The 23,787-nt window shown below is 61.4% G+C and carries 15 protein-coding genes and 3 pseudogenes; 7 read left to right on the top strand and 11 right to left on the bottom strand.

Annotation, left to right across the window (positions count from 1 at the left end):
• The first annotated feature begins 58 nt into the window (after window positions 1-58).
• From NJU76_RS13385 to katG, 4 genes are all read left to right on the top strand, one after another.
• Window positions 59-811 (top strand): GNAT family N-acetyltransferase, encoded by a 753-nt coding sequence (locus NJU76_RS13385; RefSeq protein ID WP_254529487.1) that lies wholly within the window; start codon window positions 59-61, stop codon window positions 809-811.
• Between the two features lie 627 nt (window positions 812-1,438).
• Complete coding sequence (locus tag NJU76_RS13380) at window positions 1,439-2,908, top strand: flippase (RefSeq protein WP_254529485.1); 1,470 nt, start codon at window positions 1,439-1,441, stop codon at window positions 2,906-2,908.
• 131 nt (window positions 2,909-3,039) lie between these two features.
• Window positions 3,040-4,383: a RimK family alpha-L-glutamate ligase gene (locus NJU76_RS13375; protein WP_254529477.1), complete on the top strand. Its 1,344-nt coding sequence runs from the start codon at window positions 3,040-3,042 to the stop codon at window positions 4,381-4,383.
• Window positions 4,384-4,740: 357 nt separating this feature from the next.
• The gene (gene katG / locus NJU76_RS13370) at window positions 4,741-6,879 is read left to right on the top strand and encodes a catalase/peroxidase HPI (RefSeq protein ID WP_254529475.1); all 2,139 of its coding nucleotides are present in this window, start codon (window positions 4,741-4,743) and stop codon (window positions 6,877-6,879) included.
• A 40-nt stretch (window positions 6,880-6,919) separates the two neighbouring features.
• On the opposite strand, the gene NJU76_RS13365 is transcribed toward katG, so the two are convergent.
• From NJU76_RS13365 to NJU76_RS13350, 4 genes and pseudogenes are all read right to left on the bottom strand, one after another.
• The gene (locus NJU76_RS13365; protein ID WP_254529467.1) at window positions 6,920-7,510 is read right to left on the bottom strand and encodes a DNA-3-methyladenine glycosylase family protein; all 591 of its coding nucleotides are present in this window, start codon (window positions 7,508-7,510) and stop codon (window positions 6,920-6,922) included.
• A 78-nt stretch (window positions 7,511-7,588) separates the two neighbouring features.
• Window positions 7,589-9,448: an L-aspartate oxidase gene (locus NJU76_RS13360; protein ID WP_254529465.1), complete on the bottom strand. Its 1,860-nt coding sequence runs from the start codon at window positions 9,446-9,448 to the stop codon at window positions 7,589-7,591.
• Between the two features lie 210 nt (window positions 9,449-9,658).
• Window positions 9,659-10,357, bottom strand: a pseudogene (locus NJU76_RS13355) (HAD-IC family P-type ATPase); the annotation flags it as partial.
• Window positions 10,358-10,595: 238 nt separating this feature from the next.
• Window positions 10,596-11,341: pseudogene (locus NJU76_RS13350) on the bottom strand (helix-turn-helix domain-containing protein).
• A 232-nt stretch (window positions 11,342-11,573) separates the two neighbouring features.
• Here NJU76_RS13350 and NJU76_RS13345 point away from each other — a divergent pair.
• Window positions 11,574-11,822, top strand: a pseudogene (locus tag NJU76_RS13345) (IS5/IS1182 family transposase); the annotation flags it as partial.
• Between the two features lie 227 nt (window positions 11,823-12,049).
• On the opposite strand, the gene NJU76_RS13340 reads toward NJU76_RS13345, so the two are convergent.
• Both NJU76_RS13340 and NJU76_RS13335 read right to left on the bottom strand, forming a co-directional pair.
• On the bottom strand, window positions 12,050-13,048 hold the full coding sequence (locus NJU76_RS13340; protein ID WP_254529463.1) for an IS110 family RNA-guided transposase: 999 nt from the start codon (window positions 13,046-13,048) through the stop codon (window positions 12,050-12,052).
• A gap of 432 nt (window positions 13,049-13,480) precedes the next feature.
• A complete protein-coding gene (locus NJU76_RS13335; RefSeq protein WP_254529461.1) occupies window positions 13,481-14,626 on the bottom strand; it encodes an acyl-CoA dehydrogenase family protein in 1,146 nt (381 codons plus the stop codon).
• Between the two features lie 115 nt (window positions 14,627-14,741).
• On the opposite strand from NJU76_RS13335, the gene NJU76_RS13330 reads away from it, so the two are divergent.
• Both NJU76_RS13330 and NJU76_RS13325 read left to right on the top strand, forming a co-directional pair.
• On the top strand, window positions 14,742-16,724 hold the full coding sequence (locus NJU76_RS13330; protein ID WP_254529459.1) for a 3-hydroxyacyl-CoA dehydrogenase/enoyl-CoA hydratase family protein: 1,983 nt from the start codon (window positions 14,742-14,744) through the stop codon (window positions 16,722-16,724).
• A gap of 344 nt (window positions 16,725-17,068) precedes the next feature.
• Window positions 17,069-17,647 (top strand): HalX domain-containing protein, encoded by a 579-nt coding sequence (locus tag NJU76_RS13325; protein WP_254529457.1) that lies wholly within the window; start codon window positions 17,069-17,071, stop codon window positions 17,645-17,647.
• A gap of 2 nt (window positions 17,648-17,649) precedes the next feature.
• Here the strand turns inward: NJU76_RS13325 and NJU76_RS13320 are convergent, their stop codons facing one another.
• The 5 genes from NJU76_RS13320 to NJU76_RS13300 form a co-directional block, all read right to left on the bottom strand.
• Window positions 17,650-19,614 (bottom strand): hybrid sensor histidine kinase/response regulator, encoded by a 1,965-nt coding sequence (locus tag NJU76_RS13320; protein ID WP_254529455.1) that lies wholly within the window; start codon window positions 19,612-19,614, stop codon window positions 17,650-17,652.
• A gap of 157 nt (window positions 19,615-19,771) precedes the next feature.
• Window positions 19,772-20,923, bottom strand: a complete 1,152-nt coding sequence (locus NJU76_RS13315) for an acyl-CoA dehydrogenase family protein (RefSeq protein WP_254529453.1) — start codon at window positions 20,921-20,923, stop codon at window positions 19,772-19,774.
• Between the two features lie 522 nt (window positions 20,924-21,445).
• Window positions 21,446-21,823, bottom strand: a complete 378-nt coding sequence (locus tag NJU76_RS13310; protein ID WP_254529451.1) for a cupin domain-containing protein — start codon at window positions 21,821-21,823, stop codon at window positions 21,446-21,448.
• A 158-nt stretch (window positions 21,824-21,981) separates the two neighbouring features.
• Window positions 21,982-22,407 carry a nickel-responsive transcriptional regulator NikR gene (gene nikR, locus NJU76_RS13305; RefSeq protein WP_254523193.1) on the bottom strand — a complete coding sequence of 142 codons (426 nt, stop codon included), beginning with the start codon at window positions 22,405-22,407 and terminating at the stop codon, window positions 21,982-21,984.
• Between the two features lie 37 nt (window positions 22,408-22,444).
• The gene (locus NJU76_RS13300) at window positions 22,445-23,215 is read right to left on the bottom strand and encodes a creatininase family protein (protein WP_254529448.1); all 771 of its coding nucleotides are present in this window, start codon (window positions 23,213-23,215) and stop codon (window positions 22,445-22,447) included.
• Window positions 23,216-23,787: the final 572 nt, after the last annotated feature.

The following is a 23,787-nucleotide window of genomic DNA, read 5'->3' as shown; positions in this document are numbered from 1 at the left end:
CAGGCAGAATCTGTGACTGTGGGCATACGTTTTGTATCTGGCCCGAGTACGGGCACCCATGGAAATTCGCGAGGCAACCGACTCCGACGCCGACGCGATTCGATCGATCGCACACGAGTCACTCAACTCGACCTACACCGCATTCCTCGACGAGGACACCATCGACGACGCGGTCGACCAGTGGTACGGCGATTCGTTCGCCGACGACCTCGCGGACGATCGCGTCCTCTTTCTGGTCGTCGAACGGGACGGCGAGATCGGCGGCTTCTCCCAGAGCGAACTGGTGGGCCAGCAAGCTACCACTGGCCACCTCCTGTGGCTACACATCCATCCGGATCACCGCGACGCCGGAACCGGCGTCAGACTGCTCGTTCGAACCCGTGAAGCGTTACTCGAGGAAGGAGCATCGGAGATCCAGTGTTTCGTGCTTGCGGACAACGAGGGAGGCAACCAGTTCTACCGGGACCACGGCTTCGAGCAGGCCGGTCAGCGCGAGGTCGAGATCGGCGACGAGACGTTTACCGAGAACATCTACGTCGAAAGCGACCACGAGGACGACGGCAGCTGGGGCGCAATCGACGAAATGACGGTCGACGACGAGACGATTTACGTGAGTTACGGCGAGGCCGCTCGTGGAACGAAATCACCGTTTTACACGGTCTACCGATCGACGGACCGACATGATCGCTACGCCTGGTTGTGCGGGAACTGCGACTCGATCGACAACGCGATGGACGCGATGGGGCGAATCGAGTGTAACAACTGCGGCAATCGCCGGAAAGCGACTCGGTGGGACGCCTCGTATCTCTAACTCGTCTCGAGTCGATCTCCCACCCGCCGAACGGTATCGCCATCCACGATCCGGAACGGTCGTGTCACCTGCAATCCGTATTCTGCCGGCGTTTCGATCCAACATGCGGTTCGATGACGCGGTCTCACAAACTCGGGCTCGTTGACCGAGCGACCGCCCGCTGGTCCGTTTATAGGTGGTCAAAGTGGATGCCACGGGGTGTGATTCCGAGGCGCTTCCCTCCGTTCGTCCGTTCGGTATCGCGTTCGTCGGATACCGCGTTCACTCGCGACCAGTCGTGTTCCCGTTCCGCTCACCCGTGGCCAGCCGTTTCGAATCCACGGTGGGTGTGTGTCAGGAGCCCTCCGATCACGCGTACCGATCCCTTTCCCACCGTTTGGTCCCACATACCGCTGTACTGGTACCCGTTTGAACCCCCATACCGCTGATCGGGGATCGAACAGCCCGGACGGCTATCAAAACGGTCCGCTGTGCCGAAACGATCACTGTCACCCGTCAGGCAGTGCGACGATCCGTCTTTTGTCACCGCATTACAATTGGTCGAACCCTCGAGGCGACGAGTACATTGGTCGCCATCGGCCACGGCGTCGGTCGGTTACGAGTACCCCATCGCACGAGTTCACTGGAATGAACAGAGAGGATCACATCGTTCACGGCTTCAAGGCAACGCTCGTAGCGCGCGCGATTTTCATGATCTCGAGCGCGCTGCTAATGTTCGTACTGGCGAGATTTCTGCTCGATCCGGACGGCTACGGCGCCTTGTACTGGGCGATCGGTGTACTGACTATCATCCAGCTATTCGCGGATCTCGGTCTCTCGCGGTCCGTCGCCCGATATCTTTCGGAATACCGGGAGACAGATCCGGGACAGATTCCGTATCTCCTCAAGACGGCGATCACGGCCAAACTCGTCTTGATCACGTTCGCGGCGTACGTCCTGTTGCTCTTTCACGAGTGGATCGCGAACGCGCTCGGCGAACCCGGAGCCACTCCGTTTCTCGCTGCTGGCGTGCTGTATCTCGTCGTCACCTCCGGGAGCACGTTCGCGCAGGTTGCGTTCCAGGGATTCAACCATCTCGGCTACAGCGCCATCGTGCAGGCGGTCAGCGGCGCAGGACGGCTGCTCTTCTCGGTCGCCTTCGTTCTCGCCGGTCTCGGCGCGCTCGGCGCGTTCTTCGGGTACATCGTCGGCTACGCCGCGTCCGCCGTCATCGGGATCGGTATCCTCTACTACGGGTTCTACAGGCAGTACGAGGCAGCCGACGAGTACGAAGAGGGACTCTCACGGCGGCTGCTCGAGTACAGCGTCCCCCTGACGGCGACCCAAAGCGCGAACGTCATCGACAAGCAGATCGACATCGTCCTGGTTGGACTGTTCCTCAACCCCGCTGCAGTCGCGTTCTATACCCTTGCAAAGCAAGTTACGGACTTCGTACTCGCACCCGCGGCGTCGCTTGGGTTCACGATTTCGCCGAACTTCGGCGAACAGAAGGCCGCCGACGAACTCGCGGAGGCCAGACGGATATACGAGACGTCGCTGACGAACGTTCTGTTGCTCTACATTCCGGCTGCGGTCGGTCTCGCGATCGTTGCACGGCCGTTCCTGACCATAATCTTTGGAAACGACTACGCGGCGGCAGTCCCCGTTTTACAGGTCCTCACCGGGTTCGTCGTGTTGCAAGCGATCACGAACTTGACCAGCGATAGCCTGGATTACCTGGGACGCGCTCGAGCGCGCGCCATCGCGAAGGGTGTGACGGCGCTGTCAAACTTCGGATTGAACATCCTGTTGATTCCGACGATCGGGGTCGTCGGCGCCGCAATTGCGACGGTCGCAACGCACTCCGTGTACGTGGCGGTGAACCTCTACGTCGTCCACACTGAACTCTCGCTGAACGTCGCGCGACTCGCCCGAACGACCGGACTCATTTGCGGAATTACGGGCGTGATGGGGGTGGCGGTATTACTCGTCACACCGATGGTCTCGAGCCTACTCATGTTGTTCGGAGCGGTCACCGTCGGTGCGGTCACCTGGGCCGTGCTCGCGGTACTGAGTGGGCTCGTCGACCCCGGACAAGTTCGGTCGGTCATTAGCTAAAGTACCGACTCGAGGCGAGTTCGGTCTGTTATCGGTTGAGCTGTCGACCCGGTGACCGTACTCCGCTCTGAGAGCCAGCACGGATCGACTAAACTATCAATGCTTATCCGACGGCTCGGCGTTGAGTTTGTATGGCCGTCGCCGATCCCGTTACTGTCGGGGTATTGAGTCTTCACACGAGCAAGGAAACGAAAGCGATTCTCAACGCCGTCGAGGACCTCGGACACGACACCGAGTGGCTCCGAAGCGAGAACACGTCCATCAGCGTCGTGGACGGAAGCCCGGTCCTCGAGCCATCGGTCGACGTGATCGCGAATCGGATGCTGTTATCGAACACTGAACAGCCCGCGGAGGAACTCGGGCTCGCGAACGCGTTCTCACGTCTGGTGCCGACGCTCAACGAGCCCAGTGCGGTGATGACAGCGATGCACAAGCTCTCGACTGCCACAGCGCTCGCGTCGAACGACGTCCGAACGCCAGATGTCACGCTGGCGCTCAGCGCGGAGCAGTTGACCGCCGCGCGGGAGCGCTATGGAGAGGAAGCAGTGTACAAGACCGCGATCGGGACACACGGAGGGGGCACGTGGAAGGTCGGGCCCGACGATCCGATCAATGCGAAGGTCGGCAACCGATACGCCTTCTTGCAGGAACTCGTCGATCAGGAAGGAGTCCCCAATCGCGACTTGCGCGTCTACATCGTCGGCGACGATATCGTGGGCGCGATGTACCGCTACGCACCGGACAACGACTGGCGAACCAACGTCGCCCTCGGCGGGTCGGTGGAGGACGTGACCGACGACCTCCCAGAGGAAGCAGGCGAGATGGCCCGCCGCGCGGCAACTGTCGTCGGACTCGATTACGCCGGCGTCGACCTCGTCGAGGGTGACGAGGGCTGGTTCGTCCTCGAGGTCAACCCGACGGCCGGGTTCAAAGGACTCTATCAGGCGACGCAGGTGAGTCCGGCACCGCACATCGCTCAGATGGCGATCGAACGCGCCGGCGGTGAAGTCGACGAGGAACGCGTTGGGGAACTCACGAGCATCCTCGACGATTCCCGACCGACGGCCCAACCGTCAGAGATGGTGTCACAGGACTCGGAACCGGCCGTGATCGGATACACGGAAGAAGTGGTTCTCTCAGGGACCAGTGGCTCGAAATCCGTGCTGGCAAAGTCCGACACCGGTGCGACTCGAACGAGCATCGACACTGGTCTCGCCGCGGACATCGGTGCCGGCCCGATCAAATCCATCACGCGGATCCGATCCGGGAGTTCCAAGAGTGCCAAGAGCCGTCCCGTCGTTGACGTCGTCGTCGGCGTCGGCGGCAACCAGCACACCGTCACGGCGAGCGTCGAAGACCGCAGCCACATGGACTACCCCGTCCTGCTCGGCCGGGACATCCTCGAGAACTACCAGGTCGACGTCAGCCGCCGGATCGACGGCGAAGCGGCCGACACGCCCGAAGAAGAGGAGTGAATCAGCCGGGGTCGAGTCGTCCCGCTCCCGCTCGACTCGGTGGTCGAGAACCCCACTTCAGCAGGGTTCTCGGTCGTTTTCGCTCGATTCGCACTCTGTGAGAGAGAACGGAAGCTTTCTTTGCAGTGCCGAGAACGATACTCGGTGAGCTGTAAACTGAAATTACAATCAGTGAAACCGGTATTCTGTCCTTGTCGAAATCATCGATTAGAAACAGGCCACAGCGGTTGTGCTGAATACACAATGCGAATCCATCACTGACATTAGTTCGTGAATTGGATAGAAGGATTGGACTAGAACGGAGATATACTTACTGGATGGATAATTTTAATACGTGAAAGCAACATCCGTCCGATGATGCAAGGGCCTGACCACGACTGGTGGCCGAATCAGTTGAACTTGGAGATTCTCGATCAGAACGCTCGTCAGATCGATCCAATGGGCGAGGAGTTCGATTACGCCGAGGAGTTCAAGACACTCGACCTCGGGGCCGTGAAGGCGGACATCGAAGAGGTGATGACGACGTCGCAAGACTGGTGGCCGGCCGACTACGGCCACTACGGACCGCTTTTCATTCGGATGGCGTGGCATAGCGCCGGCACGTACCGCACCACCGATGGCCGCGGCGGTGCGGCCGCCGGTAGACAACGCTTTGCGCCCCTCAACAGCTGGCCCGACAATGCGAACCTCGACAAGGCGCGCCGGCTGCTCTGGCCGGTCAAGCAGAAGTACGGCCGCAAACTCTCGTGGGCTGACCTGCTGATCCTGGCCGGGAACTGCGCCCTAGAGTCGATGGGATTCGAGACGTTCGGCTTCGCCGGCGGGCGTGAGGACGCCTTGGCACCCGACAAATCCGTCTACTGGGGTCCCGAGAACGAGATGGAAGCATCCGAGCGCTTCAGCGACGACGGAGAACTCGAGGAACCGCTCGGCGCGACCGTGATGGGCCTTATCTACGTGAATCCGGAGGGTCCGGATGGTGAACCGGATCCGGTCGCGTCGGCTGAGAACGTTCGAGAGTCGTTCGGCCGGATGGCGATGAACGACGAGGAAACCGTCGCGCTCATCGCCGGCGGACACACGTTTGGGAAAGTCCACGGTGCCGACTCCAGTGACAACCTCGGTCCCGAGCCCGAAGCCGCCCCGATCGAGGAGCAGGGTCTGGGCTGGAAGAACGAGTACGGTTCCGGGAAGGGAGCCGACACGATCACTAGCGGGATCGAGGGCCCATGGAACACTACGCCGACCCAGTGGGACATGGGCTACATCGACACCCTCCTCGACCACAATTGGTGGCCCGAAAAGGGACCCGGCGGTGCCTGGCAGTGGACCACACAGAACGGCGAGCTGGACGACGCCGCACCGGGCGTCGAGGATCCGTCGGAGAAAGACGACGTGATGATGCTGACGACCGACATCGCGCTGAAACGGGATCCGGACTACCGGGAGATCCTCGAGCGCTTCCAAGAGAACCCGGGCGAATTCCAGGAAGCCTTCGCGAAGGCGTGGTACAAGCTGGTACACCGTGATATGGGCCCGCCGTCCCGGTTCCTCGGACCGGAGGTTCCCGACGAGAAGATGTTGTGGCAAGATCCCCTCCCAGAAGTCGATCACGGCCTGATCGGGGACGACGAGATAGCCGAACTCAAAGCGGAGATTCTCGATTCAGACCTATCCGTCCCCCAACTGGTCAAGTTCGCCTGGGCGTCGGCGTCGACGTACCGCGACAGCGACAAGCGCGGTGGAGCGAACGGGGCCCGCATTCGCCTCGAACCGCAGAAGAGCTGGAAAGTTAACGAGCCGGAGCACCTGAAGACGGTGCTGGGGATCCTCGAAGAGATTCGGGAGGACTTCAATAGCTCGCGATCCGACGGGACGGAGGTTTCGCTCGCCGACCTGATCGTTCTGGGCGGCTGCGCGGCCGTCGAGAAAGGGGCACAGGATGCCGGGTACGACGTCGACGTTCCGTTCGAACCGGGACGGACGGACGCCTCGCAGGAACAGACCGACGTCGACTCTTTCGAGGTACTCGAACCGAAAGCCGACGGGTTCCGTAACTACCTCGCGGACGATCACGACCGCCCGGCTGAGGAGTCGCTGGTTGATAAGGCGCACCTTCTGGATCTGACGGCCGATGAGATGACGGCTCTGGTCGGCGGCATGCGCGCACTGAATGCAAACTACCAGCAGTCCGACCTCGGCGTCTTCACCGACCGGCCGGAAACGTTGACCAACGATTTCTTCGTGAACCTGCTCAGTATGGACACGGAGTGGGAACCGGCCTCGGCATCCGAAGACGTGTTCGAGGGACACGACCGCGAAACGGGCGAACTCACGTGGAAGGGAACCCGCGTGGATCTCATCTTCGGTTCGCACTCCCGGCTCCGGGCCATCGCGGAAGTCTACGGATCCGACGACGGTGAGGAGAAATTCGTGCGCGATTTCGTGGACGCGTGGGACAAAGTGATGAGCCTCGATCGATTCGATCTCGACTGATCTCAGCCGAAGGTCACAGTGTCGGTGGCCCTGTCCCCGTTCAATCGGACTCGTACTCGGCCCAGATGTATCGGGTCGCGACGCTCCGGTACGGTCGCCACGGGTCGGCGATCTCGCGCATCTCTTCGCGGCTCAGTTCCGCGCCGTTTCCGTACAGTTGTTCGATACCGCGACGAACGGCGAGATCACCGAGGGGCAACACGTCGGGGCGCTCGAGGACGAACAGGAGATACATGCGCGCGGTCCACGCGCCGATTCCTTTGATCTCGGTGAGGAGGTCGACGACTTCGTCGTCGGAGCGAGAGGCGAGCCCTGTTTGCGTGTAATCGTTCTCCCGAAAGGCGTGCGCGGCGTTTTGTATGTACTCGACCTTGCGCCGAGAGAGTCCCGCCTCTCGAAGCGCCGTTTCGTCCGCTGCCAGCACCGCGGCCGGCGTCACGTCCCCCTCGAAGAGGGCGAACACGCGCTCCCGAACGGCCGCCGCGCTCGCCGTCGAGAGTTGCTGGTTGATGATCGAGATACAGAGCCGCTCGTACTCGTCCCAGTCCGGTTCGTCGTAGGGATCGTGTCGCTCGATGAGATCCGCCATCACGGGGTCCCGCCGGAGGACGGTGTGTGCCTCGTCTCTCATGCCAGATACGGATATGGGAATACTGTATCGAACCGGCATATGTGTCTCGGTTGCGCTCGAGTGTCGACGTGACGCCGCTTACTCGAGGTGGTGATAGTCGAGTTCGTACCCCTCGTTGAGTGCCTCACGGACGGGCGGACTGGGATCGGCCACGCCGCGGCGGCTGATCGAAACGCCCTCGGTGTCGGCTGCGAGGACGAGATTCATCCGCCAGTCGGACTCCGTCTCTGGGACGTCCGTCCGGTAGTGGGCCCCGCGGGACTCTGTTCGCTCGATCGCCGCCCGAAGCATCGCTTCGGCGACGACGAGCGCCATCGAGAGGTCCACGGCGTATTCGAACGACTTCGAGGTGAGCCCGCCGTCAACGCGAAGGTCGGTGGTGCGAGCCCGAAGCGACTCGAGTTCCGTGAGCCCGTCCCGGAGTCCCGCTTCGTCGCGGAGGATACCGGCGTGGTCCCAGAGCAGTTCACCGAGGTCAGAGAGGAGCCGTGTCGGACTGACGGACCCGTCCGAGGCGGCGAGCGCGCGCAGTGCCCGGAACTCCCGTTCGGCAAGCGCCCGCTGTCCGTCGGTCACGTCGGGATCCACGTCGGTTTCGGTGACGACGCTCGCGACGTGATCGCCGACTCGCTGGCCGATCGCGACGGTTTCGGCCAATGAGTTCCCTCCGAGCCGATTCGCTCCGTGGACGCCCGCGACCGTCTCGCCGACGGCGTAGAGACCCTCGACGCCCGTTTCGCCCGTGCGGAAGTCGATGTCGACGCCGCCCATCGTGTAGTGAGCCGTCGGCGCGACAGTCATCGATTCCGCCGTGATGTCGACACCGAGGGACTCGAAGCGCTCGACCATCGACGGCAGTCGCTCACGGACGTACTCGGCGTCTCGATGGGTGATATCGAGGTACACGCCTCCCTCCTCGGTACCCCGACCCTCGCGGACTTCCCGCGCGATGGCTCGTGCGACGACGTCGCGGGCGTCGAGTTCCATCTGGTCGGGCGAGTATCGCTCCATGAACCGCTCGCCGTCCGCGTTGTAGAGTCGCCCACCTTCGCCGCGGACCGCCTCGGTGACGAGTCGACCATCCCACTCCTCGCCGTAGCGGTCACCGACCATCCCGGTCGGGTGGAACTGGACGAATTCGAGGTCCATCAGTCGGGCGCCGGCCTCGAGGGCCAACGCCTGAGCGTCGCCGTTGTTCTCGTCTTCTCGGGACGAGTGCCGGTGGTAGAGCGCCGAGAACCCGCCCGCCGCGAGAACGACATGATTGGTCCGGAACAACAGCCCCGTTCCAGCCTCCATGTCGAAGCCGATCGCGCCGTCGACGCGGTCGCCATCCGAGAGCAATCGCGTGATCATCACGTTCTCGCGGTGGGGAACCTCGAGTTCGCGAACCCGGCCGATCAGCGTGTCGAGCATCGCTTCGCCGGTTCGATCGCCGACGAAGCAGGTGCGGCGGTAGGACTGCGCGCCGAAGTAGCGCTGGTCGATGTCGCCGTCGTCCGTTCTGTCGAAGGGCATCCCCCAGTCGGCGAGTTCGCGGATTCGATCGGGCATCGCCCGCGCCATCAGTTCGACGGCCGCTGGATCGTTCAGATGGTGGCCCTCGGTGAGCGTGTCCGCCGTGTGAACGGTCCAGTCGTCCTCGGGGTCGAGCGATCCGAGCGCGGCGTTGACGCCGCCGGCCGCCCAGGTCGTGTGCGCGTCGCCGTGCTCACGCTTGCCGATTACGAGCGGTTCGACGCCCGATTCGGCGAGTTCGATCGCAACGCGTGCGCCCGCCGCGCCAGCCCCGATGACGAGCACCGGTGGCGTCACGACCTCGTACTCGAGGCTGTCGAAGGACTCAGGAGAGCCGTCAGCCTCGATTCGATCCTCGACGCCGCCGGCGGTTCGCGTGCTGTCTGCGGATGCGTTGCTGTCCGACGGTTTTTCTGTCATCAATACTATGTTAGTGCCGGCCGCGTTTAGGTCCCCCGCCGAACAGTGCAGCACGCCGTTTGAGCCACACGTTCGGGCGATATGATTCGTTCCGGACGTCGATAGAATCTCCGTCCCTAGACGGGAAAGTCGCGTTTCCCGGTTCCGGAGCTAATGATCACCGAGAGAAAGGGGTCGGTCGTCTCACCCGGAGTAGTCCCTGGACGCCGATTACCGTTCGGTCGGGGCGTCCTCGGCGGGGGTCGGCGTTTCGGGTTCGACGTCCGCGAGCCGCATCGCGTTTCCGGTCACGCCGAAGCTCATCCTCATGTCACCGATGACGACCGCGTGAATCACCGTCACGAGTCCGATCGGGGCACCCACGGCGAGAATCGCCTTCACAGCCAGGCTCGTCCAGATATTCTACCGAATGACGCCGTTTGCTTTCCTCGAGAGGCGAAAGAGGTACGGTAACCGGGTGAGATCGTCACCCATCAGCGCGACGTCGGCCGTCTCGAGGGCCGTGTCGGTCCCGGCTGCGCCCATGGCGATGCCGACGTCGGCCGTCGTTAGCGCGGGCGCGTCGTTGATGCCGTCGCCGACCATCGCGACCTCACCGTACTCCGCCTGTAACTCCTCGACTACGTCGACCTTCTCGTCGGGTAGGAGTTCAGCGCGGTACTCGTCGACACCGACCTGCTCGGCGATCGCTCGGGCGGTGCCCTCGTTGTCCCCGGTGAGCATTACGACGCGAACGCCCCGTTCTCGCAGTCGCGAAATGGCCCACGTTGCGTCGGAACGAACTCGATCCGCAACGGCGACGACGCCCAACGGTCCGTCCTCGGTGCCGACGACCACGACGGTCTTGCCCGCTGCCTCGAGTCGCGGAACGATTTCCCCGGCCACGTCCAGACAGTTCTCACACTCGCAGTCGGGCCGCCCCTCCACCTCGACCGCCTCGGTCCCGAGCGTCGCTCGACACTGGTCGTCACTTTCCCGGCACAGGACGAACAGTCCATGTCCGGAATCCGGAGTTCGAGGGTCCGGCTCGAGTCCACACCTTCGCCCCCATTCGGCGGCGGCGAAGCATCGCTCATTACCCGACCGTAATCACTTGTGACGCATACGGGTTATTCGGCGTGCGCCAACCGAAATCCGGTCTCGCTGCTCAGTCCCCCGTCGTGATCGCCTCGAGCGAATCGTTGTCGGCGACGAACGCGGTGGCGAGGCTCGCTTTGGCCCGCCGGAGCCGGTAGGAGAGGGTCGACCTCGGTACCGACAGTTCCTCGGCGAGGTCGGAGAGGTCGATTCGACGCGGGGTCTCGTAATAGCCGCGTTCGACGGCGGCCTGCAATGCAGCCCGCTGCTCGACCGGCAACGACTCCGCCGATTCGGGCCGCTCGCGACTTGGATCGAGGTCGCTGAGGCGAATCACTTCCATGCCGACGCATTCGCCGACCTCGTCGCCGAGCGCGGCGAAGAAGTCGCCGACCGGCGCGTCGCTCCCGAGGACGATCCGCCAGCGGTAGCGTCGCCCCCCCGATAGGTCTCGAACAGGAGTCCTTCGCCGAGATACTCGAGCGCGAGGTGGGGAACCGACGTACAGACGTCGGTCCGATCCCAGTAGGTGTAGACGACGAGTTCGTCCCGCGAGCGATCGAGGACCTGCGTCTCGCAGTCTGCGCCGCAGTCGTCCCGAACCAGACAGTCCGCACAGTACGATGGCTCGCGGTAGGCCGCCTCGAGGGCCTCGATTCCCGTCTCGGTCCCGGACGCGTGGTCGACCCGTCAGAGGCTCTCGGGCGTGACGTGACACGATAGCGACCGAACCGTCGTGCCTGGGTTTGCCTCGAGGACGTCCGCGACCGGGTTCGTCCCGGAATCGTACTCGAGAGCGAAGACGAACTCTCTCATCAAGTTCGAATAGGAAGCGACACGACAAAGACCTCCCGCCGACGGACCCGTCCATCCGTTGAATCGTAGCGGATCGACCGTCACTGGAACGTGGTGACCGTCCGCACCCGACATCGTCGTTCACGCTCGAGGGCCGACACCTATCGCTGAAGGGAATCACACGCCGATAGTCAGCAGCCGTCTAGGAACTCGAGCGATACGTTAAGACAGACCACTGACGATAAACGACTGCTGGTTCGCACAGTTTTCCTACCTCGAACCGCTGATCTTACAGCGGAGATCGAGACCACTCACGAAAGGATACACCGCTCTCACCCGGGCAAACGGCTACTTTCAGCGCTGAATGGCCGAAACCTCGTACTCAACGACAAAGCGCTCGCTCGGCGATGCCGTGGGAGTACTGGGCTCGTATCGACAGTTCCGTGAAATCATCCTCATGTTCGCCATCATTACCATAGAACAGCCCCGTGAGCCGCTCTAACTACCACTCAGCATCTATTCACCTATGGAAATTCTGCTGGTTAAACAAACCACGTTTGCTAAGATAATTCTTCGGGCGACGAGGACTTGCTGTAATTTTCGAGCGTAGAATCGACAACCGGCGAACCGATGGCTACTGTAACAGCCATCAGGCGGGAGACTTCTTGGTAGTGAGAGCAGTCGCTAACGTTACCACCAACCGGCCAATGAGCGCCGCCCCGGCGGCGCTCAGGCACTCACCCCTGGTGGATCGTACACCTCCTCACGGTCCAGCATATGATACATTGAAACCAGCAGCTTCCGAGCGGTTGCTACAATCGCTGTTTTCGAGTTCTTCTTTCGGGCTAATCGGTTGTAAAACCGGCTAAGGTACTCGTCTTCGCACGTATGAACCGCTGTGTACGACGCTTGAACAAGCAGCCACCGAACTCGCCCTGACCCTCGTTTCGAGATACTTCCCTCAAACCGCGAGTCGCCAGACTCGCGGATTATCGGGTTCAGCCCGACGTAGCTTACGACCTCCTTGGCCCGATCAAACCGGGCGATCTCTCCCAACTCCGCGTAAATCGTCAACGCCGTAAAATAACTCACGCCAGGAATCGTCATCAGGAGCTGGGTCTCCTTCAGAGACCCAGCCCGTTCCTCGATCTCCGCTTCCAACGACTCAATCTGCTCAGTGAGTGTCTGAATAAGCTCTAGATACGACTCCAACAGCGCATCCCACGGCGCCGGGAGCGAGAGTTCCGCGAGGAACTCTCGTCCCTTCACACTCAGCGGTTTCACCTCCTGAGCGATCCCGTGGTCACTCAACAAACCATGGATCTTGTTCGCATACTCAGTCCGGTTCTCAACGAGCTTCTGGCGCCCGCGCACAAGTGCGCGGGCTTGCCGAACCTCGTCGGTAGGAACATAGCTTTCAGGAATCGAGCCTAACCGAACCATCCGAGCAAGTTGTTTCGCGTCGACGCGATCAGTTTTCTTGTCCGAGTCGGAGATTAACTTTAGTTCGCCTGGATTAGCAACGATCACATCCAGATACTCTGAAAGAGTATCATGGATGTGGTAGTAATTGCTAGTCGCTTCAAGCGCGGCTTTTGACCCAACGTACTGCTGGGCAAAGTCGTCGAGGTTCGCGTTTTCGACGCGAACCTCTTCGACAATCTCACCGTTTTCGTCCAATACTGCGATTTGTGAGTACCGTTTGTGCACGTCGATTCCAATGAACATTGGATTCACCTCGGAACGCTGATGCGTGAAACAGAGATTCACCTATGCGGGCTTTCCCGACTGCCGCTCCTGGCGGCAGTCGGGCTGTACTGCCCAGGACTCGGCTTCCTACGCACTCGGACCAGTCAACACCACGTGCTTTGGGGCACGGAATAGATCTCGGTCTCTTGCGTCCCATACTTGTTTCACGCTCTTATGGGATAGCAGAATTTCCATCGAGTCAACACAGCAGAGCAGACGGCGACCGTGTGTGCTATCCCCTCAGACGACCGATCGGGCCGTCGACTATTGTGACGGTCCGCGGTGCGAGCCAGAACGGACGGAGGGAGAGACTCGTGACTGGTATGGTCAAGGCTCGAAGAGACGGGAAGCGCTCTTCTGGGGCACTGCGAAGGTGGAGCTTCGCTGCGATCGACGAGTGAAATTTCGGTTCTATTCGTTCAGCAGTTCGCGCGAGATGACGTTCTTCTGAATCTCGGTCGTCCCCTCGTAGATCTGGGTGATCTTCGAGTCCCGGTAGAACCGCTCGACGGGGAAGTCGTTGACGTATCCGGCACCGCCGTGGATCTGGACGGCCTCGTTGGAGACGTCGACAGCGACGCGGGAGGCGTACTCTTTCGCCATCGAGGCGAGCTTCGTGATGTCGTTGCCCTGATCGACGTTCCATGCCGCCTTGTAGGTCAGGTTACGCGCGGCCTCCGTCTCCGTGGCCATGTCGGCGAGCTTGTGCTGGATGGCCTGGAACTCCGAGATGGACTTGCCGAACTGTTCGCGGTCCTGTGCGTACTCGAGGGCGGCCTCGAGCGCGCCCTTTGCGATGCCGAGTCCCTGGGCAGCGACGCCGGTGCGGGTGGCGTCGAAGAAGTGCATCTGCTGGAGGAACGCGGCGTCTTGTTCGCCGATGAGGTTCTCTTCGGGGACGCGGACGTTGTCGAGGATGAGTTCCGCGGTGTCGGAGGCGCGAATGCCGAGTTTGCCGGTGATCTTCTCCGAGCTGAACCCGTCGCGGTCGGACTCGACAACGATCTGACTGAATCCGTCGTATCGGCCCTCGGCATCGGGGTTGGTCTTACAGAGCGCGACGAAGAAGTCGCCGACGGTCCCGTTGGTGATCCACATCTTGTTTCCATTGATCACCCACTCGTCGCCGTCCTTTTCGGCGCGCGTCGAGACCGACGATACGTCGGAGCCGGTGTCGGGTTCGGAAATCGCCGCGCCGGAAATCTTCTCGCCGGCCGCGACCGGCTCGAGGAATCGTTCTTTCTGGTCTTCGGTCCCGAACTCGCGGATGGCCTCGGTCCCGAACGAACAGGCCATAATCGAGAGGGCGATACCCGGATCGTGCGAGAACAGTTCCTCGGCGATGATCACGGACTCGAGGGTCGAGTATCCTGCACCGCCGTATTCGATGGGGATCGAGGAACCGACGAGGCCCATCTCTGCGGCTTTGTCGACGATCTCGTGGGGGAACGTCTCTTCCGTATCGTATTTTTCGGCGTTGGGGACGATCTCGTTCTCGGCGAATCGACGAACTTCTTCACGAATCTGTTGCTGTTCTTCGGTGAGCCCGAATTCCATGGTCGATCATTGCTATTGGAGCGATAAAGAGCTTTGTAACCGGTAATGAACTAAAATATAGTTTCATGTGATCGAGAGGGAAACCTTGAAACGGGTTCGAATAGGAACCTCGATCATGGGACTCGAGGATATCAACACCATCGCAGTTCTTGGAGCGGGCAACATGGGCCACGGTATCGCGGAGGTCGCCGCGATAGCGGGCTACGACGTGAATATGCGCGACATCAAAGACGAGTTCGTCCAGAACGGCTACGACTCGATCGAGTGGTCGCTGCAGAAGCTGGCCGAAAACGACCAGCTCACCGACGAGGAGGCGGACGCGGCCCTCGAGCGTGTGACGCCGCTCGTCGACATGGGTGAAGCCGTCAGTGACGCCGATGTTGTCATCGAGGCCGTTCCCGAACAGATGGAGATCAAGAAGGACGTATACGAGGAACTCGAGTCGTCCGCCCCCGACCGGGCAATCTTCGCGACGAACACCTCGAGCCTCTCGATTACGGATCTGTCCGAGTTCACGGATCGATCCGAGGCCTTCTGCGGGATGCACTTCTTCAATCCACCGGTCCGAATGGAACTCGTCGAGGTGATTTCCGGCGAACACACCGACGACGAGACGCTCGACGTGATCGAGGCGCTCGCGTCGGACCTCGGGAAGACGCCGGTGCGCGTCCGGAAAGACGTTCCCGGGTTCATCGTGAACCGCATCCTCGTTCCTCTCATGAACGAGGCCGCCTGGCTCGTTGAAGATGACGTTGCTACGATCGAGGAGGTCGACGCGACGACGAAGTTCGACATCGGAATGCCGATGGGGAGCTTCGAACTCGCGGATTACGTCGGCATCGACGTCGGCTACCACGTCCTCGAGTACATGAACGAGGTCGCGGGTGAACGCTACGAGCCGTGCCCGATGATGGAAGCGAAGGTTTCGAACGAAGAGTTCGGTCAGAAGTCCGGCGCCGGCTTTTACGACTACGAAGACGGTGACGGCGCAGACGTGTCGATGGACGAGGACCTGTTCAACGAGACCGTCAAGGAGCGACTGCTCGCGGTTATCGCGAACGAAGTCGCCTTCCTCGTCGGCGACGACGTCGCGTCTCCCGAGGAGATCGACACTGCGGTCAAGCTCGGTGGACGCTGGCCGAAGGGACCGGCGAAGTTCGCCGACGAGTACGGCGTCGCCGCACTGTTCGAAGCGCTTCGGGATGCCTACGAGGAAACCGGCCATCCGAGATACGAGCCCGTGGACTACCTGTCCACCGTCGCTGAAGAGGATGGCTTCTACGACGACGCGGGCGACGCCGACGGTGCACCCGAGTTCGACACCATCGAACTGACCTATCCCGGCGACAAGGTCGCACAAATCGAGCTCAGTCGTCCCCAGCAGATGAATTCCATCAGTCTGGAGCTCATCGAAGAACTCGACGCCGCGATCGACCTCCTCGAGGAGGACGAGAGCGTCCGTGCACTCCTTCTGACGGGCGCTGGCTCGAAGGCGTTCTCCGTGGGCGCCGATTTCATGAGCATCGCGGGCGGTGGCGCCGACCCCTTCAGCGCGGTCGAACTCTCGAAGTTCGGCCAGGAAACGTTCGGTCGGCTCGAGCGAATCGAGATGCCCGTCGTCGCCGCCATCGACGGATACTGTCTCGGCGGCGGCATGGAACTCTCGATGTGTGCGGACGTTCGGGTCGCCAGTTCGCGCTCGGAGTTCGGTCAACCGGAATTCAACCTCGGGTTACTCCCTGGCTGGGGCGGTACGCAGCGCCTCCAGCGCATCGTCGGCATGGGACGCGCAAAGGAGATCATCTTCTCCGCAGAGCGCTTCTCTGCGGAAGAGATGGCGGACTTCGGGTTCGTAAACGAAGTCGTCGAACCGGACGAGTTCGAGACGGCCGCCCACGAGTACGCCGCGAATCTCGCTGGCGGCCCGCCACTCGCGATGCGCTTTACGAAGCGCGCGATGCAAAAGGGGTGGGATAACCACGAGGCCGGACTCGAGGTCGAATCGATGGGCTTCGGGCACGTCGTTAACTCCGAGGACGTCGAGGAGGGCGTCAGTGCCTTCTTCGGCGACGAAGAGCCCGAATTCGAGGGCAAGTAACGCGCTTCCCGACGCTGCGTTCGGCCCCGTTTCTCCCGGCCCCTGCGAGACCCACGCGACGGCTTCGATCCGGTAAATCCGTCGACTCGACGCGTGCTGGAGCGATCGATGGTCGCGGTCGGATTCGCCATCCGTGATCGCGAGTCATTTTTCAGGACGACCTCGAGCGGGTGCCACAGCAGTGTGGATACGCCACCGACCGAAATTGTTAACTGATCGAACAGGTGGTCGTGTTCGAGGGGCAAGTACTAACGAATTTGATAATTGGTCGCGAGATTTATCACATAGAGGTACTATTGGTGACGCGTGGCTGTAATCGATGAAGAGAATAGAGGGGCTACCCGATGACTGAGGGGACAGAGGTACTCGTCGTCGACGATGAAGCCCGTCTTGCGGACCTGTTTGAAGCGTGGCTTCAGGGCGAATGGAGTGTCGAGACAGCGTACGACGGGGAAGAAGCGCTCGAAAAGGTAGCCGACTCAGTCGAAGTCGTCTTGTTGGATCGGCGAATGCCGGGGCTATCGGGTGACGAAGTACTCGAGCAGATTCACGACCAGGGGTTCGATTCGCGGGTGGTCATGGTGACAGCAGTCGATCCGGACTTCGACATTATCGAGATGGGGTTCGACGATTACCTCGTCAAACCGGTTTCGAAGGACGAACTCGTCGAGGTCGTCGAAGACGTTGCCGGTCGTTCGGACTACGAATCGGACATCCAGGAGTACTACGCGCACGTCTCGAAGAAAGTGCTGCTGGAATCCGAGAAAACCGACCGAGAGCTCGCCGACAACGAAGAGTATCAGGACCTCTATGACACCGTCGAAGAGCTCGCACAGCGGGTCGACGAGACGGTTTCCGACATGTCCTCCCACGACGACTTCGTCGGCGCGTTTCGGGACCTTCAGTCAGACCAGCAACAGTAACGTCACGTCTCGAATTCGTAGCGGGCCCCTCCATCTTCGCTTTCGGTCGCGACGACCGACCAACCGTGTCCGGTAGCGACTTCTCTGACGATCCAGAGTCCGATTCCGAGCCCCTCCGATGACGATGAGACCGACGGATCGAAGAGGCGGTCGCGCAGTTCTTCGGAGAGTCCCGTGCCGTCGTCCTCGACGAAGAATCCTCGCTCGCAGCCCTCCCCTTCGTCGGGTTCGAGGAGGCCGACACGAACGGTCACAGATGCACCGCCGTGTTCGACGCTGTTACGGAAACAGTTCTCGAGCAGTCGCAAGAGTCGTGACTGATCCGCCTCGATCGTCGTCGTGTCCGCGACCGATAGCGTCGCCCGTGGCGTCGAAACGTGATCCCAGGCGTCGTGAGCGATCGACTCGAGGTCGACGGGTTCGGTGTCGGTCGCCCACTCGCCCTCGCGAGCGATAGCCAGGACGTCCGCGATAATCGTCTCCATCCGATCGAGTCCCTCGTGTATCTTGTCCGCGTATTCTGTGTCACCGGATTCCTCGAACAACTGGAGGTATCCCTGGGCGACGCCCAACGGATTGCGGAGATCGTGGCTGACGATCCGTGCGAACGCATCGAGTCGTTCGTTACGTTCGTGGAGTTTCCGTTCGCGACGTTTTCGCTCGGTGACGTCGCGGATGACGCCGACCGAGCCGTGAAACTCCCCGTCGGGAACGAGAACAGCGATCTGAACCTCACAGGGGATCGTCTCCCCGGTTTTCGTCTCGAGAGTGAGTTCGAGGGTGTCGGTGTTTCCCCCGTCCGTGAGCAACGAATGAATGATATCAGTGGCCGCATCGAGGTCCGCGTCGTCGAGCAGGATCGAAGCGTGTTCGGCGAGCAGCCCTTCGCGACTGTAGCCGGTCATTTCGACGAGCGCATCGTTGACGGTCATGAAGTGACCCGAACCGTCGAGGACGCACATTCCATCCCCCGCCGTCTCGACGAGTCGTTCGTAGCGGTGGAGCGTCCGGCTCTGCTGTTCGAGTTGCCCGCGGACGACGATCGTTTCGAGGACGTGAGACGCAGTTGCCGCGATCATACGTATCGCATCGACTTCGCGCTCGGAAATCGACTCCAGCGAGTAGACGGCCAGGACGCCGAACAGTTCGTCGTTTGATGCAAGCGGCGCGACGGCGACAGATCGAACGCCGTGGTCGGAGGCCTGATCGCCGAACGGAACCGCATCGAGACTGTCCGCGTCATATCGCTGGACCTGAAGCTCTCGGGTTCGAACCGCACGCTCGAGCAGGGGGTGTTCGCCGCCGCCGATAACGAAGGTGCGTTGCAGCGACCACTCTTCGGCGTCCGGGTTGGAGAGCCACGGAACGATCGTCCGTTCACCGCGGTCGTACTCGCCGACCCAGGTGACGGAGAACCGATCGCTGGCCGTTATCTCCTCCCGGAGGATCCGTTCGACGGCGAGCGGCGACGTGACGTCGACGAGCCGACATCGGACGATGCTGACCATCCGCCGAAGATCGTCCGGAAGATCCCGAATCGACAGTTGCCGGTCGTCTTTCACTTCGGTATCGATTGCGCTCGAGTCGGTATCGGACGCGAAGTCGGGGCTCGGGTCTGTGCGAATGCGTCTGGTGACCGCGTCTGCGAGCCGATCGACCGAGACCGTTTCGTCCGCTCGCGCGACCACTTCCCCCAGGACCGCAACGTCCGCACCGCCTGTGCCCCAGTGGACGAACGTCGGCGTCTGGTCGGTCTCCGATTCGATGGTATCGACGAGTGACGCGACGTTCACGACGGTCCGCGCGTCGATGACGACCGCGTCGATCGGCTCCCGCTCGAGTCGTTCGATTGCATAGTCGGTGCGCTGGGCGATGACGACATCGACGGGCGCATCGGTCAGAGACAACGTGACGGCCGCCCGTGTGGACCGATCGCTGCTCACACAGAGTACGCGTGGCCGGCTCATGGCAGTGCATTGCGTCCTGTATACATCTCCATCACGATGGCAGTGGATCTGCCGGTATGCATGACGTCAACCGGGATTGTTCTTTCGACCAACGTATCAACTGGATGGCTCCGAAAACGGTCGTTAGTTCCCCGACGGATGGTGTACCCAGGAACTCTCAGGGTGCCTGACCGTAAATAAGGTTTCGCTGTATCTCGTTTGCCCCCTCGTAGATAACCGGAATACGCGCGTCACGATACACGCGTGCGATCCGGCGCTCGTCTAGGATCGAACGACCGCCGTGGAACTGCATGCCTCGTTCTGAGACGTCGACGGCCATTTCTGTCGCTTTCGTCTTCGCCATCGCCGCCCAGTACCCCGCGTTCTCACCGTTCGCGACCTTCTGGCAGCCGCGCCAGGTAAGCGCCCGGGCGCTCTCGAACTCGAGTATCATATCCGCAAGGCCGTGCTGGACGGCCTGGAAGTCGCTGATCGTTCGCCCGAACTCCTCGCGGTCGTGCGTAAACGTCCAAGTCTCTTCGATGGCCGCCGCGGCGATACCGAGTCCGTGACCGGCGACTGCGATACGACCGTGGTTGAAGAAGTCCGCGAGCATGAGGAATCCGTCCCCGATCTCGCCGATCAGGTTCTCCTCGGGAATCCGACAGTCGTCGAATTCGATGTGAGCCTGCTTGGAGGCGCGCATCGCCATCTTCTCGGGGATGTGTTCGGCCTCGTAGCCGTCCGTATCGGTCGGGACGATGAACATCGAGTGGTTGCCGTATGGATTCTCCTCGTCGTCGCCCGTCCGAGCGTAGAGCGTGATCCAGTCGGCCTCGACGCCGTTGCCAATCCAGTACTTCTCGCCGTCGATCACCCATTCGTCGCCATCCTTCTCCGCGCGGGTCTGCATCCCCGAGAGGTCGCTGCCAGTCTCAGGTTCCGACACCGCGAGCCCCGACCGTTGCTCGCCCTCCGCGACCGGCCGAAGGTACTCCTCACACTGATCGTCGGTACCGTGCTCGTAGGTGATCTCGCAGCCGAAGCTCGCCAGCTGAAGCGTCAGCGCGATCCCCGCATCCGCGCGGTAGAACTCTTCCGTCATCGCGAGCAACTGCGCCAGATCGAGTCCCCGTCCGCCCCACCGTTCCGGGATGTCCTGCGCGACGAGATTCGACTCCTGGCCGGCCGCCAGGATTTCCTCCGGATACTCGCCCGACTGGAAGTACTTCTGTGCGTTCGGTTCGATGTGCTCGTGAGCAAACTCGCGGGCCTCGGCTTTGACGTCGCGTGCGTGCTCCGGGACGATGCTATCGTCGAGTAACTCCATACCACGTGGGACGGTCGCACGGTGGAAATAGACCGGGGCGAACATTGCAAACCCGGAACTGCCGTCATACGGACTACTGTAAGTCATTGCCGGTGCAACCGCAGGACGGTCGCGGTTGCGCCGGGAAATCGTTACAGCAGACCGTATCAGTCGACGTGACCGATGTTCGCGGTCCCTCGGTCCGGTGCACCGTTCGTGGCTCTCCATCGAAGCCGTGTCCGTGTCGGACTCGACTGCCGACGTTCCCGACGAAAGCGGCAGGAAATACGCGTGAACTACCCACGACTACCCCGTAGGCGACGATGGCTCCTGTGAGGACGGAAGGTGTCGACAGTATCGTCAGAGATCGGTTCCACGGCGATGAAGGCAACCGTGGACGTTACGCGGGCGACGGACTCGATGCGGATCGACGTACTGGATGGACGAACGACACTACCGCGTCGTCCAGTGGATTGAACGGGGACGATAGACGACGTTTCAGCCGGCCACCGAGCCGGTTGATCGTCGCTCGAGGAGGCGACATTATCCAGCGAATCCGGTAAGTAGCCACTCGTCGCCGTTACTGTCTTCGTCCGCGATGCTCGGTGCGCTCACGAGGACGAACGCGCTCTCCGTGTTGCCGTTTCGGATCTGCCGCGTCGACGTTGGCGGGATCCACAGCGCGTCACCCGTCTCCATCGCGACGGGCTCGTCGTCGACGATGACCGTCGCGTTCCCCTCGATGAGGACGTACACTTCTTCGTGGTCGTTGTCCGTGTGGTCGTGGGGCTTGCTGTTCCAGCCCGGATCACAACGAGCGACGGTCACACCGACCCGCTCGGTCTCGAGCGGATCACTCAAGAAGTGCATGGCACTCGAGACCTGCTCGACTTCCTCGTAATTCACCTTCCGGTATGTCATACGTACCCATTGGTGAGGGCGACAGTAAAACTACGCGTTCCGTTTCGGATCGTGCGATTTCAGGGGCGACCGGTGGACCCGAATCACGGCGGTTCCCGAGTCGTAGACTGACTGAGACACCCACGGAAGAAACAGCGCCGATTACGGCGCGGAGGATGTCATGACTGTGCGAGCGGATCGAAGCTATCGACCGGAATAACGGAGTAATCGACGGTCAGTGCGTCCTTGGTCGCGCGAATCTTCCCGACGAACGCCGAGATGTCCTCGAGTTCGCCTTCGAGAACGAACAGCTCCATGCAGTAGTGATTGCCGACGTGACTGTGAAAGTTCGATGCGACGAGGTCTTCGTGTTCGTGGCGCAGGTGCATCATTCGTTCTTCGACGCTCGTGGTCTCGTAGTCGAACAATACTGTGACGATTCCCATCAGGTCGCGGTCCTCGAGCCGAGTATCCTCGAACTCTCCGAGGAGATTGCGGGAGGCCTCCCTGACGACTTCGCTCCGGCCGGTGTACCCGTGTTCCTCGGCGAATTGATCGATTCGGTCGAGGAGTTCGTCCGGCATCGAGACGCTAACAACTGCCATGTAATAACTCGAGAGTCGTCGTTAGTAAGGTTTACCATCAGACGTGGTCTTGGGGACACAGGTCCTCGAAGGGCTGGGCCGCGAGCCACTCGCAGAGCTGGACGAGTTGATCGGCCGCGGCCTCGAATAATTGCTGCCCTTTCTCCGGTGTCGCATCTGTCTGGTCGCCCAGCACACCGTTTTCCGTGTTGTCCGCCGCGTCGTAGAAGGTCCGCGAGCCGTGTTTGATCGTCTCGGCAGCTTCTACGTCGGGGACGCCGGTGTCTCTGGCCTCCTCGAGTCGGTCGTTGTGGACCAGTTCCGGCTCGAGGTACTGGATCATGGCGGTTTCCTTCGGGCCGCCATGGGGGCCGTTCTGAGCGAAGAGGCTGTCGACGAGGTCGGGAATCGATTCGTCCCACATCCACTCGATGGCGTAGGCAATCTCGTCCTGTCGGAGTCGCGCTCCGACCTCCCGCAAGTGGGACACGTTTCCGCCGTGGGCGTTTACGAAAATCACCCGATCGATTCCGTGGGACGTGAGGTTTCGAGTCAGCGATTCCATGTACCGCCTGAATGCCGGCGGTTCGACCCACATCGTCCCGTGAAACTGGCGGTGGTGGCCGCTGACGCCGACGTTGATCGTCGGGGTACAGAGGTATCCGGTTCGGTCGGCGGCTTCCCTCGCGAACGCCTCCGCGATCAGGTGGTCGGTCGCCTCGGGCAGATGCGGACCGTGCTGTTCCGTCGATCCGAGCGGGACGAGCGCGAGCGATTCCGTTTCGAAGTACGTCTCGAGGTCGGGCCAGGCTTCGTTGCCGAGGTACATACGAGACCATCGTGAGCGAACCATCAATAGCATAGTGCAAACGGCAGACGGGGAAGCGGACTTGACTCGTTCCGTATCGAGACGGAGCGAGGATCTATTCCACGCGGAGAAAACGGCGCCAGAGACCGGAATAGAGTGCGAAACGCTATCGCGACTCGACCGGAAGCAAGGTACGAGCGGACGGACGCTCCGAAACGGCTGGACGTGGTAATCCTGTATTACCGAATTCGAGGTATCCGGACGATATCGTCGAATCGCTATCGGGCCAAATACGACGATTGCAGTCGTCTCTCGCCGGATTTCTCAACCGCGATGGCGATCGCCGCCACCGAGGCCAATCGCCTGCTCCTCGAGGTCGACCTGCCTGGTCGAGACTCGATACCGCCGGTTTCGGTCGACCGCGCACCGACGGCGCGCTATGAGTGAAACTGGACACGTTGGCACAACCGCTGTCGGACGCGGTCCGCCGCCGGTCGTGGGCACAGAGGAACCGACTGTCACGTTCACTCACAATTATCGTTTTATCGCCCGTCTGCTCGAGGGTCGGACCCGCAACGAGAGGTGTTCGGCGC

It is taken from the genome of Natrinema gelatinilyticum (assembly GCF_024266705.1).
In the GTDB taxonomy this organism is placed as follows: Archaea; Halobacteriota; Halobacteria; order Halobacteriales; family Natrialbaceae; genus Natrinema; species Natrinema gelatinilyticum.
This window is presented reverse-complemented; position numbering and strand designations above follow the sequence as displayed.

What these genes read in the sequence shown, in the direction of transcription:
- NJU76_RS13385 (WP_254529487.1), top strand. Translation starts at nt 59, where the DNA reads ATGGAAATTCGCGAGGCAACCGACTCCGACGCCGACGCGATTCGATCG.
- NJU76_RS13380 (WP_254529485.1), top strand. Translation starts at nt 1,439, where the DNA reads ATGAACAGAGAGGATCACATCGTTCACGGCTTCAAGGCAACGCTCGTA.
- NJU76_RS13375 (WP_254529477.1), top strand. Translation starts at nt 3,040, where the DNA reads ATGGCCGTCGCCGATCCCGTTACTGTCGGGGTATTGAGTCTTCACACG.
- katG (WP_254529475.1), top strand. Translation starts at nt 4,741, where the DNA reads ATGCAAGGGCCTGACCACGACTGGTGGCCGAATCAGTTGAACTTGGAG.
- NJU76_RS13365 (WP_254529467.1), bottom strand. Translation starts at nt 7,510, where the DNA reads ATGAGAGACGAGGCACACACCGTCCTCCGGCGGGACCCCGTGATGGCG.
- NJU76_RS13360 (WP_254529465.1), bottom strand. Translation starts at nt 9,448, where the DNA reads ATGACAGAAAAACCGTCGGACAGCAACGCATCCGCAGACAGCACGCGA.
- NJU76_RS13340 (WP_254529463.1), bottom strand. Translation starts at nt 13,048, where the DNA reads ATGTTCATTGGAATCGACGTGCACAAACGGTACTCACAAATCGCAGTA.
- NJU76_RS13335 (WP_254529461.1), bottom strand. Translation starts at nt 14,626, where the DNA reads ATGGAATTCGGGCTCACCGAAGAACAGCAACAGATTCGTGAAGAAGTT.
- NJU76_RS13330 (WP_254529459.1), top strand. Translation starts at nt 14,742, where the DNA reads ATGGGACTCGAGGATATCAACACCATCGCAGTTCTTGGAGCGGGCAAC.
- NJU76_RS13325 (WP_254529457.1), top strand. Translation starts at nt 17,069, where the DNA reads ATGACTGAGGGGACAGAGGTACTCGTCGTCGACGATGAAGCCCGTCTT.
- NJU76_RS13320 (WP_254529455.1), bottom strand. Translation starts at nt 19,614, where the DNA reads ATGAGCCGGCCACGCGTACTCTGTGTGAGCAGCGATCGGTCCACACGG.
- NJU76_RS13315 (WP_254529453.1), bottom strand. Translation starts at nt 20,923, where the DNA reads ATGGAGTTACTCGACGATAGCATCGTCCCGGAGCACGCACGCGACGTC.
- NJU76_RS13310 (WP_254529451.1), bottom strand. Translation starts at nt 21,823, where the DNA reads ATGACATACCGGAAGGTGAATTACGAGGAAGTCGAGCAGGTCTCGAGT.
- nikR (WP_254523193.1), bottom strand. Translation starts at nt 22,407, where the DNA reads ATGGCAGTTGTTAGCGTCTCGATGCCGGACGAACTCCTCGACCGAATC.
- NJU76_RS13300 (WP_254529448.1), bottom strand. Translation starts at nt 23,215, where the DNA reads ATGTACCTCGGCAACGAAGCCTGGCCCGACCTCGAGACGTACTTCGAA.